The 13327-nt window shown below is 54.2% G+C and carries 13 protein-coding genes; 12 read left to right on the top strand and 1 reads right to left on the bottom strand.

Features of this window, described 5'->3' with window-relative positions; genetic code table 11:
• Nucleotides 1-6: 6 nt before the first annotated feature.
• From ACOT1A_RS18185 to ACOT1A_RS18140, 10 genes are all read left to right on the top strand, one after another.
• Nucleotides 7-1284, top strand: a complete 1278-nt coding sequence (locus ACOT1A_RS18185; RefSeq protein ID WP_276170175.1) for a zinc-binding dehydrogenase — start codon at nucleotides 7-9, stop codon at nucleotides 1282-1284.
• A complete protein-coding gene (gene glpX / locus ACOT1A_RS18180) occupies nucleotides 1281-2252 on the top strand; it encodes a class II fructose-bisphosphatase (RefSeq protein ID WP_038416695.1) in 972 nt (323 codons plus the stop codon). Before ACOT1A_RS18185 ends, glpX begins: the two co-directional genes overlap by 4 nt.
• A gap of 15 nt (nucleotides 2253-2267) precedes the next feature.
• A complete protein-coding gene (locus ACOT1A_RS18175; protein ID WP_022649328.1) occupies nucleotides 2268-2777 on the top strand; it encodes an MltR family transcriptional regulator in 510 nt (169 codons plus the stop codon).
• Nucleotides 2774-3484 carry a nucleoside/nucleotide kinase family protein gene (locus tag ACOT1A_RS18170; RefSeq protein WP_022649327.1) on the top strand — a complete coding sequence of 237 codons (711 nt, stop codon included), beginning with the start codon at nucleotides 2774-2776 and terminating at the stop codon, nucleotides 3482-3484. The genes ACOT1A_RS18175 and ACOT1A_RS18170 overlap by 4 nt, the downstream gene beginning before the upstream one ends.
• A gap of 292 nt (nucleotides 3485-3776) precedes the next feature.
• The gene (gene epd, locus ACOT1A_RS18165) at nucleotides 3777-4796 is read left to right on the top strand and encodes an erythrose-4-phosphate dehydrogenase (RefSeq protein ID WP_022649326.1); all 1020 of its coding nucleotides are present in this window, start codon (nucleotides 3777-3779) and stop codon (nucleotides 4794-4796) included.
• A gap of 49 nt (nucleotides 4797-4845) precedes the next feature.
• Complete coding sequence (gene pgk / locus ACOT1A_RS18160) at nucleotides 4846-6009, top strand: phosphoglycerate kinase (protein WP_023298554.1); 1164 nt, start codon at nucleotides 4846-4848, stop codon at nucleotides 6007-6009.
• A gap of 92 nt (nucleotides 6010-6101) precedes the next feature.
• Entirely contained in the window at nucleotides 6102-7181 is a 1080-nt protein-coding gene (gene fbaA / locus ACOT1A_RS18155) for a class II fructose-bisphosphate aldolase (RefSeq protein ID WP_017692704.1), read from the top strand.
• 188 nt (nucleotides 7182-7369) lie between these two features.
• On the top strand, nucleotides 7370-8224 hold the full coding sequence (locus ACOT1A_RS18150; RefSeq protein ID WP_022649325.1) for a small-conductance mechanosensitive channel MscS: 855 nt from the start codon (nucleotides 7370-7372) through the stop codon (nucleotides 8222-8224).
• A 143-nt stretch (nucleotides 8225-8367) separates the two neighbouring features.
• The gene (gene argO / locus ACOT1A_RS18145) at nucleotides 8368-9003 is read left to right on the top strand and encodes an arginine exporter ArgO (RefSeq protein ID WP_003860085.1); all 636 of its coding nucleotides are present in this window, start codon (nucleotides 8368-8370) and stop codon (nucleotides 9001-9003) included.
• Nucleotides 9004-9095: 92 nt separating this feature from the next.
• Nucleotides 9096-9818 carry an oxidative stress defense protein gene (locus tag ACOT1A_RS18140; RefSeq protein ID WP_022649323.1) on the top strand — a complete coding sequence of 241 codons (723 nt, stop codon included), beginning with the start codon at nucleotides 9096-9098 and terminating at the stop codon, nucleotides 9816-9818.
• A gap of 42 nt (nucleotides 9819-9860) precedes the next feature.
• Here ACOT1A_RS18140 and argP read toward each other — a convergent pair whose 3' ends face one another.
• Entirely contained in the window at nucleotides 9861-10754 is an 894-nt protein-coding gene (gene argP / locus ACOT1A_RS18135; RefSeq protein WP_003860089.1) for a DNA-binding transcriptional regulator ArgP, read from the bottom strand.
• 127 nt (nucleotides 10755-10881) lie between these two features.
• Between argP and rpiA the strand changes: the two genes are divergently transcribed.
• Both rpiA and serA read left to right on the top strand, forming a co-directional pair.
• Nucleotides 10882-11541 (top strand): ribose-5-phosphate isomerase RpiA, encoded by a 660-nt coding sequence (rpiA, locus tag ACOT1A_RS18130; protein ID WP_276170174.1) that lies wholly within the window; start codon nucleotides 10882-10884, stop codon nucleotides 11539-11541.
• Nucleotides 11542-11806: 265 nt separating this feature from the next.
• A complete protein-coding gene (gene serA / locus ACOT1A_RS18125) occupies nucleotides 11807-13039 on the top strand; it encodes a phosphoglycerate dehydrogenase (RefSeq protein WP_022649321.1) in 1233 nt (410 codons plus the stop codon).
• Nucleotides 13040-13327: the final 288 nt, after the last annotated feature.

The raw sequence follows: 13327 nt of genomic DNA, 5'->3' as shown, positions 1-13327 counted from the left end.
GTCATTATGAAAACGAAAGTGGCTGCCATTTATGGCAAGCAGGATGTTCGTATCCGCGAATTTGAACTGCCCGAAATAAGCGACAATGAACTGCTGGTGAGCGTAATTTCCGACAGCGTTTGTTTATCCACCTGGAAGGCAGCCAAATTAGGCAGTGAACATAAACGTGTGCCGGACGATCTGGAAAATCATCCGGTCATTACCGGACATGAATGCGCCGGGGTGATTGTTGAGGTCGGAAAAAACCTTGCCGGGAAATATAAAAAAGGTCAGCGCTTTGTTTTACAACCGGCAATGGGATTGCCAAGCGGTTATTCCGCTGGATACAGCTATGAATATTTTGGCGGCAATGCGACGTATATGATTATTCCAGAGGTCGCGATTAATCTGGGCTGCGTTTTACCTTATCACGGCTCCTATTTTGCGGCGGCTTCGCTGGCGGAACCCATGTGCTGCATTATCGGCGCGTATAACGCCAATTATCATACGACGCAATATGTCTATGAGCACCGGATGGGTGTGAAACCGGGAGGTAATATTGCGCTTCTGGCCTGCGCCGGGCCGATGGGAATTGGCGCTATTGATTATGCGATTAACGGCGGGATTCAGCCGTCGCGCGTTGTGGTGGTAGATATTGATGAGGCCCGCCTCGCGCAGGCGAAAAAACTCCTGCCGGTTGAGCTGGCGGCACAAAAGAGTATTGAGCTTATCTATGTCAATACCTCTGAACTGGAGAACCCGGCCGCTACGTTACGCGCATTAACTGACAATGTCGGCTTTGACGACGTGTTTGTCTATGCCGCGGTTCCGGCGGTCATTGAACTGGCAGACGATCTTCTCGCCGAGGACGGGTGCCTGAATTTCTTCGCCGGACCAACGGACAGCAATTTCAAGGTGCCGTTTAATTTTTACAACGTCCATTACAACAGTACCCACGTGGTGGGCACCTCCGGCGGCTCGACGGAGGACATGAAAGAGGCGATTGCGCTGAGTGCGACGGGCCAGCTTCAGCCGTCGTTTATGGTGACCCACATCGGCGGCCTTGATGCGGTGCCGCATACGGTACTCAACCTGCCGGACATTCCTGGAGGCAAGAAGCTTATCTATAACGGTGTCACCATGCCGTTAACGGCCATTGCCGATTTTGCCGAAAAGGGTAAAACCGATCCGCTTTTCCGGGAGCTGGCAAGGCTTGTGGAAGAGACTCACGGCATCTGGAATGAAAAAGCAGAGCGCTATTTGCTGGCGAAGTTTGGGGTGGATATTGGGGAGGCGGCAGCATGATGTCTCTGGCATGGCCGCTCTTTCGCGTTACGGAACAGGCGGCGCTGGCCGCCTGGCCGCAAACCGGATGCGGCGATAAAAACCGAATCGACGGGCTGGCGGTAACCGCCATGCGCGAGGCGCTAAACGCGATAGCGATTCGCGGGCGTATCGTCATCGGCGAAGGTGAGATTGACCATGCGCCAATGCTGTGGATTGGTGAGGAGGTTGGAAGCGGTGTCGGCCCGGCGGTAGATATTGCCGTCGACCCCATAGAGGGCACCCGCATGGTGGCGATGGGGCAAAGCAATGCTCTGGCAGTGATGGCGTTTGCACCTGAGGGCAGCCTGTTTCATGCCCCTGATATGTACATGAAAAAACTGGTGGTTAACGCAGCGGCCGCCGGGGCAATCAGCCTCGATCTCCCGCTGGCAGAAAACCTTCGCAACGTTGCCCGGGCGCTGGGCAAGCCGCTGGAGCATCTGCGGATGGTGACGCTGGACAAACCGCGCCTGCAAAATGCAATTGCCGAGGCGACGCAGCTGGGCGTGAAAGTGTTTGCGTTGCCCGATGGCGATGTCGCTGCCAGCGTACTGACCTGCTTACAGGATAATCCTTATGATCTGATGTACACCACAGGCGGCGCGCCGGAAGGGGTGATCTCCGCCTGCGCGGTGAAAGCGCTGGGCGGCGATATGCAGGCGGAACTGATCGATTTCTGTGAAGCGAAAGGGGAGAGTCCTGAGAACCGTCGGGTCGCCATGCAGGAGCACCGCCGCTGTGCGGAGATGAAAGTGGAAGTCAATCGTATCTATACCCTTAGCGAACTGGTAAAGGGCAATGACATCCTGTTCAGCGCGACGGGCGTGACGGGCGGCGAACTGGTTAAAGGTATTCAACAGGTTGCGAAGGGTGTGCGCACGCAAACTTTACTGATCGGCGGCGCAGATCGAACGTGTAATATAATAGACTCTCTGCATTCACGGTGATTTATCGAGATACAAATGACGACGCTGACAGAAGACGATGTGCTTGAGCAACTGGATGCTCAGAATAACCTCCTCGCATTCATGACGACGGCACAGTCTTTTTTGCTCCAGGGCATTAAATGTTTTCTGCCGTCGCTGTTTGTCGATAACGATGAAGAGATCGTGGAATATGCAGTGAAGCCGTTACTCGCCCGGAGTGGGCCGCTTGATGACATTGATGTGGCGTTACGACTGATCTATGCGCTGGGGAAAATGGAAAAATGGCTCTACGCCGACATTACGCATTTTTCGCAGTTTTATCAGTATCTGAAAGAGCAGGATACGATCCCTGGCTTCGCCGATGACATCACCTGGGATTTTATCAGCAACGTTAATTGCATCACCCGTAACGCGACGTTATTCAGCGCGCTGGAGTCGATGAAATTTGCTGACTTTGCCGCATGGTCTGAGGTGCGCTTTACCGCAATGATCAAGACGGCGCTCACCCTGGCGGTAACGACAATTTTAAAGGAACTGACGCCGTGAAAATTGGGCTAACGGTTAACGGGCTACATGTAGAAGCACATTACCCTGATGACGAAATCGAAAATGTTCATAAGCCTTTGCTGCGGCAACTGGCGAAACTGCATTCTGCCAGCGCCAGCAAACGTACGATTGTTTTTCTCAGCGCGCCGCCCGGGACGGGCAAATCTACGTTGACCGCCTTCTGGGAATTCCTCTCTCGTCAGATGGAGGGGATGCCGCCGATCCAGACGTTGCCGATGGATGGTTTTCATCACTACAACGCGTGGCTTGAGGCCCATAACCTGCGTGCGTACAAAGGCGCGCCCGAGACCTTTGATGTCGACAGGCTTGCGCAACATCTGCGGCAGATAAAAGAAGGCGACAGTACCTGGCCGCAGTATGACCGACAAACGCACGATCCTGTCGAAGAGGCTATTGTGGTAACGGCCCCTGTCGTGATTGTTGAGGGTAACTGGCTGCTGCTTGATGACGAACGATGGCGAACGCTGATGGAATATTGCGATTTTTCATTGTTCATTCGCGCGCCCGCTGAAGCGTTACGTACGCGCCTGGTAGGGCGTAAGCTGGCCGGGGGACTCTCTCAGGCCGACGCCGACGCGTTTTATGCGCGCACCGACGGGCCAAACGTGGAGCGTGTTTTGCGTCACAGCCGTTCTGCCAATGTGGAACTGATGATGTCGGCAAATGGCGAATACCGACTCGTCTGATCCTTCGCGGCTTTCCATGGGTGCACCGGTCAACCCGCCGCGTTTTACGTGGCGGGAAGAAAAGGGATTATTCCGGAAAAATGTGATGGAGATCAGATAAAATCGCTCTTAATCTGGACAGAGATTCCTTTTATTCCCCGATTCGCTTATTCTTGCTGAAGCGTTTCAGTCGATTAAATGTTCGACAATTGACCAATCAATCGCAGTTTGTGACAGCAAGGATTCCCCTTCGGGCGTCGCTGGATTACTCTTTCAGCCACCTCAAACTCAGGGATAGCTTTGCAGGAGATCTATGACCGTACGCGTAGCGATTAATGGCTTCGGTCGCATCGGGCGCAACGTGGTTCGTGCTTTATATGAATCCGGGCGTCGTGCGGAAATCACCGTGGTGGCAATCAATGAACTGGCGGATGCTGCGGGCATGGCGCATTTGTTGAAATATGACACCAGCCACGGTCGCTTTGCCTGGGACGTTCGCCAGGAAAGGGAACAGCTGTTCGTCGGTGACGATGCCATCCGCGTGCTGCATGAGAACAGTATTGAAGAGCTGCCCTGGCGCGAACTGGGTGTGGATGTGGTGCTGGACTGTACCGGCGTGTACGGTAACCGTGAACATGGCGAAGCGCATCTGAATGCTGGCGCGAAAAAAGTGCTGTTCTCCCATCCCGGCAGTCACGACCTCGACGCCACCGTCGTGTTTGGTGTCAACCAGCACGAGCTGCAGGCTGAACACCGCATTGTCTCCAACGCCTCCTGTACCACCAACTGCATTATTCCGGTCATTAAACTGTTAGACGATGCGTATGGCATTGAATCCGGTACCGTGACCACGATTCACTCCGCCATGCACGATCAGCAGGTTATCGACGCCTACCATCCGGATTTACGACGCACTCGCGCGGCGAGCCAGTCCATCATTCCGGTGGATACGAAACTGGCTGCCGGGATCACGCGTATTTTCCCGCAGTTTAACGACCGTTTCGAAGCGATTGCCGTGCGCGTCCCGACGATAAACGTCACCGCAATCGATCTTAGCGTGACGGTGAAAAAACCGGTAAAAGCCTGTGAAGTCAACCTGTTGCTGCAAAAAGCGGCACAGGGAGCATTTCATGGTATAGTTGACTATACGGAATTACCGTTGGTCTCAGTAGATTTTAACCACGACCCGCACAGCGCCATCGTGGATGGCACGCAGACGCGAGTCAGTGGTGCGCACCTCATCAAGACGCTGGTCTGGTGTGATAACGAATGGGGCTTTGCTAACCGAATGCTCGACACCACGTTAGCCATGGCCGCAAAAGGTTTCAGGTAGAGCGCACCTTGCGCTTGCAAAACTTTAAGAATCAACGAGAGGATTCACCATGTCTGTAATTAAGATGACCGATCTGGATCTGGCAGGTAAACGCGTTTTCATCCGTGCCGATCTGAACGTACCGGTTAAAGATGGCAAAGTGACCAGCGACGCGCGTATCCGTGCATCTCTGCCAACCATTGAACTGGCTCTGAAGCAGGGCGCTAAAGTGATGGTCACCTCCCACCTGGGCCGTCCAACTGAAGGCGAGTACAACGAAGAGTTCTCTCTGCTGCCGGTTGTTAATTACCTGAAAGACAAACTGTCCAACCCGGTTCGCCTGGTGAAAGATTACCTGGACGGCGTGGAAGTTGCCGAAGGTGAGCTGGTTGTTCTGGAAAACGTTCGCTTCAACAAAGGCGAAAAGAAAGACGACGAAACCCTGTCCAAAAAATACGCTGCGCTGTGCGACGTATTCGTGATGGATGCATTCGGTACGGCTCACCGTGCGCAGGCTTCTACCCACGGTATCGGTAAATTCGCAGACGTCGCCTGTGCAGGTCCACTGCTGGCTGATGAACTGGAAGCGCTGGGTAAAGCACTGAAAGAACCTGCTCGTCCTATGGTCGCTATCGTTGGTGGTTCTAAAGTTTCTACCAAACTGACCGTTCTGGATTCCCTGTCCAAAATCGCTGACCAGCTGATCGTTGGCGGTGGTATCGCGAACACCTTCGTTGCTGCGCAAGGCCACAACGTGGGTAAATCCCTTTACGAAGCGGATCTGGTTGACGAAGCCAAACGCCTGCTGAGCACCTGTGATATTCCGGTTCCAACTGACGTTCGCGTGGCGACCGAGTTCTCCGAAACTGCTACCGCAACCCTTAAATCTGTTAATGACATCAAAGATGAAGAGCAGATTCTGGACCTGGGCGACGTTTCTGCACAGAAACTGGCTGAAATCCTGAAAAACGCAAAAACTATCCTGTGGAACGGTCCTGTCGGCGTGTTCGAATTCCCGAACTTCCGCAAAGGGACTGAAATCGTGGCTAACGCTATCGCAGACAGCGAAGCGTTCTCTATCGCAGGCGGTGGTGACACCCTGGCAGCTATCGACCTGTTCGGTATCGCTGACAAGATCTCCTACATCTCCACTGGTGGCGGCGCATTCCTCGAATTCGTGGAAGGCAAAGTCCTGCCAGCAGTAGCAATGCTCGAAGAGCGCGCTAAGAAGTAAGCCATTCAGGGGCAGGGAAACCTGCCCAATTTTCAGCGCGCTTATCAGAGCTCGCACCTTTTCTAACGGCCGAAGATACAGGACTAAGCAACATGTCTAAAATTTTTGATTTCGTAAAACCTGGCGTTATCACTGGTGATGACGTACAGAAAGTGTTCCAGGTAGCTAAAGAAAACAACTTCGCTCTGCCAGCAGTTAACTGCGTAGGTACCGACTCCATCAACGCCGTACTGGAAACCGCTGCAAAAGTTAAAGCACCGGTTATCGTTCAGTTCTCTAACGGCGGCGCTGCGTTCATCGCAGGTAAAGGCGTGAAAACTGACGTTCCTCAGGGCGCTGCTATCCTGGGTGCTATCTCTGGCGCACATCATGTTCACCAGATGGCTGAGCACTACGGTGTTCCGGTTATCCTGCACACTGACCACTGCGCGAAAAAACTGCTGCCATGGATCGACGGTCTGCTGGACGCAGGTGAAAAACACTTCGCAGCAACCGGTAAGCCACTGTTCTCTTCTCACATGATCGACCTGTCCGAAGAGTCTCTGGAAGAAAACATCGAGATCTGCTCTAAGTACCTGGCGCGTATGTCCAAAATGGGCATGACCCTGGAAATCGAACTGGGTTGCACCGGCGGTGAAGAAGACGGTGTGGACAACAGCCACATGGACGCTTCTGCTCTGTACACTCAGCCAGAAGACGTTGATTACGCTTACACCGAGCTGAGCAAAATCAGCCCACGCTTCACCATCGCAGCATCCTTCGGTAACGTGCACGGCGTGTACAAGCCAGGTAACGTGGTTCTGACCCCGACCATCCTGCGTGATTCTCAGGAATATGTGTCTAAGAAACACAACCTGCCGCACAACAGCCTGAACTTCGTCTTCCACGGCGGTTCCGGTTCTTCTGCTCAGGAAATCAAAGATTCCGTAAGCTACGGCGTAGTGAAAATGAACATCGATACCGACACCCAGTGGGCAACCTGGGACGGTATCCTGCAATACTACAAAACCAACGAAGCTTACCTGCAAGGTCAGCTGGGCAACCCGAAAGGCGAAGACCAGCCGAACAAGAAATACTACGATCCACGCGTATGGCTGCGCGCTGCCCAGACTTCTATGATTACTCGTCTGGAGCAGGCATTCAAAGAACTGAACGCGGTTGACGTTCTGTAATTTGTACTGCTGACAGCACATCAGAAGGCCCGCAAATGCGGGCCTTTTTTTATGCTTTTTCAATATCCTGCAATACCTGATTTTGTGATCTGTTTGGCATTACCCGCTCTTTTTGTTTACCCTTTACTGACCTGCCTGTCCCCTTAAGGGATAGATTTTGTGTTTTGGTTTAGCAAAAGGAAGAATAAATGGAACAACTTGATGTTGTAGACAGCATCAATCACGCGGGTAACTGGCTGGTGCGCAACCAGGCGCTACTGCTGAGCTACGCTGTGAATATTGTTGCCGCTATTGCCATCATCATTGTCGGGATGATCGTGGCGCGTATCGTATCGAACGCGGTCAACCGGGTGATGGTTGCACGTCACATTGACGCCACGGTCGCCGATTTCCTCTCCGCGCTGGTGCGTTACGGCATCATCGCCTTTACGCTGATTGCGGCGCTGGGGCGTGTCGGCGTGCAGACGGCATCCGTCATCGCTGTGCTCGGTGCTGCCGGTCTGGCCATTGGTCTGGCATTACAGGGTTCGCTGTCGAACCTGGCGGCGGGCGTACTGCTGGTAACCTTCCGTCCGTTCCGTTCCGGTGAATACGTGGATTTAGGCGGGATCGCGGGTACCGTGTTGCAGGTACAGATTTTCTCTACCACTCTGCGTACTGTCGACGGTCGTATTGTGGTGGTACCGAACGGGAAAATCATTGCCGGCAATATCATTAACTTCTCCCGCGAGCCGGTGCGTCGTAACGAGCTGATCATCAGCGTGGCGTACGATTCCGATATCGATCAGGTGAAGTCTCTGATTACCAACATCATTGCTTCAGATGACCGTATTCTGAAGGACCGCGAGCAGACCGTTCGTCTGAATGAACTGGGCGCATCATCCATTAATTTTGTGGTGCGCATCTGGAGCAAAAGCAGCGATCTGCAAAACGTTTACTGGGATGTGCTGGAGCGCATTAAGCGTGACTTCGATGCCAACGGCATCAGCTTCCCGTACCCGCAGATGGACGTAAACGTCAAAAAAGTCAAAGAAGCAGAGTAACGTCTCCGTAGGCCCGGTAAGCGTCAGCGACACCGGGCTTTTCTTTTATTAGCCCCGCTAATCCCCAATTAATATTATCCATTTCCTCTAATGTCGTTCCCGCAGTATAGTCTGCCCCAGGACAACTCTGCGAGAATTACGTTATGTTATCTTACTATTTTCAAGGGCTTGCGTTAGGTGCGGCCATGATCCTTCCCCTTGGTCCACAAAATGCGTTCGTGATGAATCAGGGCATCCGCCGTCAGTACCATCTGATGATTGCCCTGCTGTGCGCGGTGAGCGATCTGCTGCTGATTTGCGCCGGGATTTTTGGCGGCAGCGCCCTGTTGATGCAGTCGCCGTGGCTGCTGGCGCTGGTTACCTGGGGCGGCGTAGCGTTTCTGCTGTGGTACGGGTTTGGCGCCCTGAAAACGGCCATGAGCAGCAATCTTGAGCTGGCGAGCGCCGAAGTGATGAAGCAAGGGCGCTGGAAGATTATCGTCACCATGCTCGCCGTGACATGGCTTAACCCGCACGTTTATCTTGATACGTTCGTGGTGCTCGGCAGCCTGGGTGGACAGCTGGACGTTGAGCCCAAACGCTGGTTTGCGCTCGGTACGGTCAGCGCCTCCTTCCTCTGGTTCTTTGGTCTTGCGATCCTGGCGGCATGGCTGGCACCACGACTGCGTACCGCCAAAGCGCAGCGCATTATCAATACCCTGGTGGGGCTGGTGATGTGGTTTATTGCCTTCCAGCTGGCGAAAGAGGGCATTCATCACGTACAGGGATTGTTCAACTAAGCGTTGTCTTATGGACATCTGAACAAGACCCGCTAAGCTTGCTGGCATGAGCCCTGTTAACAGGGCACTCTTCGCAACATGGAGGAATGACAGTGAAGTTTAAGGTGATGGCCCTGGCGGCATTAGTAAGTTTAGGTGCGGTGTCGGTGCAGGCGAATGAACTGCCAAACGGCCCGCACATTGTCACTTCAGGTACGGCAAGCGTGGATGCGGTACCGGATGTTGCAACCCTGGCAATTGAAGTGAACGTGGCGGCGAAAGATGCTGCTTCCGCCAAGAAACAGGCAGACGATCGTGTTGCGCAATACCTCTCTTTCCTGGAACAGAACGGTGTCGCGAAAAAAGACATCAGCTCTGCGAACCTGCGTACTCAACCGGATTACGATTACCAGAACGGCAAAAGCATCCTGAAAGGCTATCGCGCCGTGCGTACTGTAGAAGTGACCGTGCGCCAGCTTGATAAGCTCAACGGATTGCTGGATGGTGCGCTGAAGGCAGGGCTGAACGAAATTCGTTCCGTCTCGCTGGGCGTTGCGCAACCGGAGAAGTATAAAGACGAAGCGCGTAAAGCGGCCATTGATGATGCCATTCATCAGGCACAGCAGCTGGCATCCGGCTTCAAGAGCAAGCTCGGTCCGGTTTACAGCGTGCGTTACCACGTTTCAAACTACCAGCCAAGCCCGATGGTGCGGATGATGAAAGCGGACGCCGCGCCGGTTTCTGCTCAGGAAACCTACGAGCAGCCAACCATTCAGTTCGACGATCAGGTTGATGTGGTGTTCCAGCTGGAGCCGACTGAAAAGCCAGCTCAGTAACCCGTAGGCCGGGTAAGGCGAAGCCTCCACCCGGCTTGTTTTTCAATCCTGTCTTAACACCTTATGCCCAAACGCCAGCAGCGCGTCGGTGACGTTGCGCATCATGCGGCTTTCCGGCGCAAAACGGTGCCAGTACAACATCCGGCGCTGATACAGCCCCGGAGTTAAATCAATCAGCTCACCGCTTTTCAACTCTTTCTCAATCTGCAGATGCGGGATCATGCAGCAGGTGGTTCCCTGACGTGCAAGCTGCACGAAGGCTTCGGACGAGTTAACGATATGACACGGCACGCTGCCCGGCGGCAGATCGAAGTTTTGCTGCAGGAAGGCCTGATGCATATCGTCCAGATGGTCGAACGCGACGGCAGGCGCTTTCAGCAGCGCGGCGCGGGTCACACCGTTCGGGAAATAGCGCTCGGCAAAGGCTTTTGAACCGACGAAGAGGTAATCCAGCGCGCCCAACTGATCCACCAGACAGCTTGGCAGCGCCTGAGGCTGAATACTGACGGCACCAACCACTTCGCCGCGACGCAGACGTTCCTGGGTGCGGGTTTCATCTTCAACCTGGAGATTCAGGCGGATAGGGGAGTCGGCCAGCACCGGCGCAAGGGCCGGCAGCAGCCAGGTTGCCAGACTGTCGGCGTTCACCGCCAGCGACAGCAGCAGCGGCGTGGAGCCGGTCTGTTCATCGCCCAGCCACTCATCTTCCAGCAGTTCAACCTGGCGCAGCAGGGCGAGGAGCTTTTGTCCTTGCTCCGTTGGACGCGGCGGTACGGTACGCACCAGTAGCGGCTGCCCGAACATGTTTTCAAGTTGTTTGATACGCTGTGATACGGCGGACTGGGTGATGCACAGCTTTTGCGCCGCGCGCTCAAAACCGCGTTCACGAATAACTGCATCAAGTGCCTGTAGTGTTCTGTAGTCCGGACGTTTCATTGCTCTGGCTGACTCCTTAATTTTGCTTAATCTGCACTATGACACAATTTTCCCTTCGTGGCAGACGAAATCCATTCGACGTGTTCTATAATGCGCCCTGAGTTTTCACACCACAGGCAAAACGATCATGACGCAGGATGAACTGAAAAAAGCAGTAGGATGGGCCGCTCTCCAGTACGTACAGCCGGGTACCATTGTCGGTGTTGGTACGGGATCGACGGCGGCGTACTTTATCGATGCGCTGGGCACGATGAAGGGGCAAATCGAGGGCGCGGTTTCGAGCTCCGATGCTTCCACGGAAAAGCTGAAAAGCCTCGGCATCACTGTTTTCGACCTCAACGAAGTGGACCGTCTGGGCATTTACGTTGATGGCGCGGATGAAATCAACGGCCACATGCAGATGATCAAAGGCGGTGGCGCGGCGCTGACCCGCGAAAAAATCATTGCCTCCGTGGCGGATAAGTTCATCTGCATCGCGGACGCCTCCAAGCAGGTCGACATTCTGGGGAGTTTCCCGCTGCCGGTCGAAGTGATCCCGATGTCGCGCAGTGCCGTGGCACGTCAACTGGTGAAGCTGGGCGGTCGTCCGGAATACCGTCAGGGTGTGGTGACCGACAACGGCAACGTGATCCTCGACGTTCACGGCCTTGAGATCCTCGATGCCATTGCGCTGGAAAATGCGATCAACGGCATTCCGGGCGTCGTTACCGTAGGGTTATTTGCCAACCGTGGCGCGGACGTGGCGCTGATCGGCACGGCTGACGGTGTAAAAACCATCGTAAAATGATCTGACGGGGGGAGCGCTCCCCCCGCTAAAAAATTTTGAAAAGCTAAATTCGGTGACTTGTGTCACGTTTTTCCGCCTCTTTTGCCGATCCTTCCGCGTTTGTAAATTTCCATAGCATTTTCCTCTGTCATTTTGCTCTGTATGACTTTTCTTCAGAGTGCCGACGCAAACGTTCATATTGCTGCAATAGTTTTTTTTGATATGTTGGCTGCACGGGATTTATATCCAGCACAACATCAGTTCAGATAAAAACAGGGTCGGGTAAATGGCAAAGGTATCACTGGAGAAAGACAAGATTAAATTCCTGCTGGTTGAAGGCGTGCACCAGAAAGCGCTCGATAGCCTTCGCGCTGCAGGTTACACCAACATCGAATTTCACAAAGGCGCGCTGGATACTGAAGAGCTGAAAGCGTCCATCCGTGATGCCCATTTCATTGGCCTGCGATCCCGTACCCAACTGACTGAAGACGTTATTGCTGCGGCGGAAAAGCTGGTGGCGATTGGCTGTTTCTGTATCGGTACCAACCAGGTTGATCTGAATGCCGCCGCAAAACGCGGTATCCCGGTCTTTAACGCCCCGTTCTCCAACACCCGTTCCGTGGCGGAGCTGGTGATTGGCGAGCTACTGCTACTCCTTCGCGGTATTCCGGAAGCTAACGCCAAAGCGCACCGCGGCGTGTGGAATAAACTGGCCGCGGGCTCCTACGAAGCGCGTGGTAAAAAACTCGGGATTATTGGTTACGGCCACATCGGTACGCAGCTCGGTATTCTGGCGGAATCCCTTGGCATGCACGTGTTTTTCTACGATATCGAAAACAAACTGCCGCTGGGTAACGCGACGCAGGTGCAGCATCTTTCTGACCTGCTGAACATGAGCGACGTGGTCAGCCTGCACGTGCCGGAAAATGCGTCCACCAAAAACATGATGGGAGCGGAAGAGCTGGCGCTGATGAAGCCGGGCTCGCTGCTGATCAACGCCGCGCGCGGTACAGTAGTCGATATTCCTGCGCTGTGCGATGCGCTGAAGCGTAAGCATCTGGCGGGTGCGGCGATTGACGTGTTCCCGACGGAACCGGCCACCAACAGCGATCCGTTCACCTCTCCACTGTGCGAGTTCGACAACGTGATCCTGACGCCGCACATCGGCGGTTCTACTCAGGAAGCGCAGGAGAATATCGGCCTGGAAGTGGCGGGCAAGCTGAGCAAATATTCCGACAACGGTTCAACGCTCTCTGCGGTGAACTTCCCGGAAGTGTCTCTGCCGCTACACGGCGGGCGTCGTCTGCTGCACATTCACGAAAACCGTCCGGGCGTGCTGACTGCTATCAACCAGATCTTTGCCGAACAGGGCGTCAACATTGCCGCGCAGTATCTGCAAACGAACGCGCAGATGGGTTATGTGGTGATTGATATTGAAGCGGATGAAGACATTGCTGAGAAAGCATTGCAGAGCATGAAGGCCATTCCGGGGACGATTCGCGCGCGTCTGCTGTACTGATAGTGCGGTCTGTGGTGTCGGGTGGCGCTTACGCTTACCCGACCTACAATGTTCGTGCGGTCTGTGTGTCGGGTGGCGCTTACGCTTACCCGACCTACAATGTTCGTGCGGTCTGTGTATCGGGTGGCGCTTACGCATACCCGACCTACAATGTTCGTGCGGTCTGTGTGTCGGGTGGCGCTTACGCTTACCCGACCTACAATGTTCGTGCGGTCTGTGTGTCGGGTGGCGCTTACGCTTACCCGACCTACAATGTTCGAGGATTTATGTAGGCCGGGTAAGGCGTAG

This window comes from Enterobacter cloacae complex sp. SYL003, assembly GCF_049236925.1.
GTDB classification, from domain to species: Bacteria; Pseudomonadota; Gammaproteobacteria; order Enterobacterales; family Enterobacteriaceae; genus Enterobacter; species Enterobacter intestinihominis.
The sequence above is the reverse complement of the archived record's forward strand: the minus strand, read 5'-3'. Positions and strand labels throughout refer to the sequence as shown.

Coding starts and splice junctions, on each gene's coding strand:
- pgk (WP_023298554.1), top strand. CDS start 4,846: ATGTCTGTAATTAAGATGACCGATCTGGATCTGGCAGGTAAACGCGTT.
- rpiA (WP_276170174.1), top strand. CDS start 10,882: ATGACGCAGGATGAACTGAAAAAAGCAGTAGGATGGGCCGCTCTCCAG.
- epd (WP_022649326.1), top strand. CDS start 3,777: ATGACCGTACGCGTAGCGATTAATGGCTTCGGTCGCATCGGGCGCAAC.
- argP (WP_003860089.1), bottom strand. CDS start 10,754: ATGAAACGTCCGGACTACAGAACACTACAGGCACTTGATGCAGTTATT.
- glpX (WP_038416695.1), top strand. CDS start 1,281: ATGATGTCTCTGGCATGGCCGCTCTTTCGCGTTACGGAACAGGCGGCG.
- ACOT1A_RS18175 (WP_022649328.1), top strand. CDS start 2,268: ATGACGACGCTGACAGAAGACGATGTGCTTGAGCAACTGGATGCTCAG.
- ACOT1A_RS18150 (WP_022649325.1), top strand. CDS start 7,370: ATGGAACAACTTGATGTTGTAGACAGCATCAATCACGCGGGTAACTGG.
- ACOT1A_RS18185 (WP_276170175.1), top strand. CDS start 7: ATGAAAACGAAAGTGGCTGCCATTTATGGCAAGCAGGATGTTCGTATC.
- fbaA (WP_017692704.1), top strand. CDS start 6,102: ATGTCTAAAATTTTTGATTTCGTAAAACCTGGCGTTATCACTGGTGAT.
- serA (WP_022649321.1), top strand. CDS start 11,807: ATGGCAAAGGTATCACTGGAGAAAGACAAGATTAAATTCCTGCTGGTT.
- argO (WP_003860085.1), top strand. CDS start 8,368: ATGTTATCTTACTATTTTCAAGGGCTTGCGTTAGGTGCGGCCATGATC.